Source organism: Hugenholtzia roseola DSM 9546 (genome assembly GCF_000422585.1).
Classification (GTDB): Bacteria; Bacteroidota; Bacteroidia; order Cytophagales; family Bernardetiaceae; genus Hugenholtzia; species Hugenholtzia roseola.
Map to the genome: position 1 here is coordinate 30124 of NZ_KE383892.1, position 1289 is coordinate 31412.

Sequence of the window (1289 nt, forward strand, 5' to 3'; positions counted from 1 at the left end):
CCTAAATCGGCACAAGTGAAATCTTCTTTATCTAATGCCAAAGAAGCAATACCACAAGCATCATTCGAACCATTGTCGATTTGGGCGGGCGTAATGCTCGCATTGCCACTGGCATCTAAGAAGATGTCTATATTCTGACAAAGTGCAACAGGCAGGGTTACATCAACTACCGTAACTGTTACATCTACCGTACTAATGTTATTGCTTGCATCAGCCACAGCAAGCGTTACGGTGTTCGCACCTGTATTGGCGCAGGTGAAAGTGTTAGGGGTTGCGGTATAAGATACAATGCCGCAGTTATCCGTACTACCTCCATCTATGTCTATGCCTTGAATAGTCGCATTTCCTGTTGCATCTAAATTGACTGTGATGTTTTGTCCGATAGCTACAGGCGGTTCAAATTCCAAGACCGTTACAATAGCGGTACAGGTATTAGGATTGCCGTTGTTGTCCGCTACGGTCAGCGTTACCGTATTTTGTCCCGTCATTGAGCAGTCAAAATCTGTAATATCCAATGCCAAAGACGCAATACCGCAGGCATCATTAGAGCCGTTGTCAATATCGGCAGGCGTGATAGTCGCATTGCCACTCGCATCTAATTGTACCGTAATGTTTTGACAAAGCGCAACGGGGGCTACATTGTCTTCTACCGTAATATCTACCGTACAAGTAGAAACAAGACCGTTGTTGTCCGTTACGGTGAGTGTAATGGTATTCAAACCTACGTGCGTGCAGTCAAAATCCGTTTGAGATAGCGTCATGCTCGCTATGCCGCAGTTATCAAAACTACCATTGTCAATATCGGCTACTGTAATGCTAGCATTGCCACTTGCATCTAATTGCAAAGTGAAAGGTGCTACGCATTGCGCAGTAGGTGGTATTAAATCCTGAACCGTTACGATAGCGTTGCAAGTTTCATCATTGCCGTTGTTGTCCGTTACGGTCAGCGTTACCGTATTTGCACCTACATTCGTACAATCAAAATCCGTTTGAGATAGCACCAAAGAAGCGATACCACAAGCATCATTCGAACCATTGTCGATTTGCGCTGGAGTAATGCTGGCATTGCCACTTGCATCTAATTGTATCGTCAAAGGCTGACAAAGCACAATAGGGTCGATGTTATCTTGCACTGTTACAGTGGCGTTGCAAGTAGAAATATTGCCGTTGTTGTCCGTTACGGTCAAAACAACTGCATTTGCACCTACATTCGTACAGTCAAAAGTAGTTATATCCAATGCTAATGACTGAATACCACAAGCATCATTCGAACCATTGTCAATATCAGC

At 44.2% G+C, this 1289-nt stretch carries 1 pseudogene; it reads right to left on the bottom strand.

The annotated features are described in order from the left end of the window. Positions 1–1289, bottom strand: a pseudogene (locus G500_RS26140) (hypothetical protein); the annotation flags it as partial.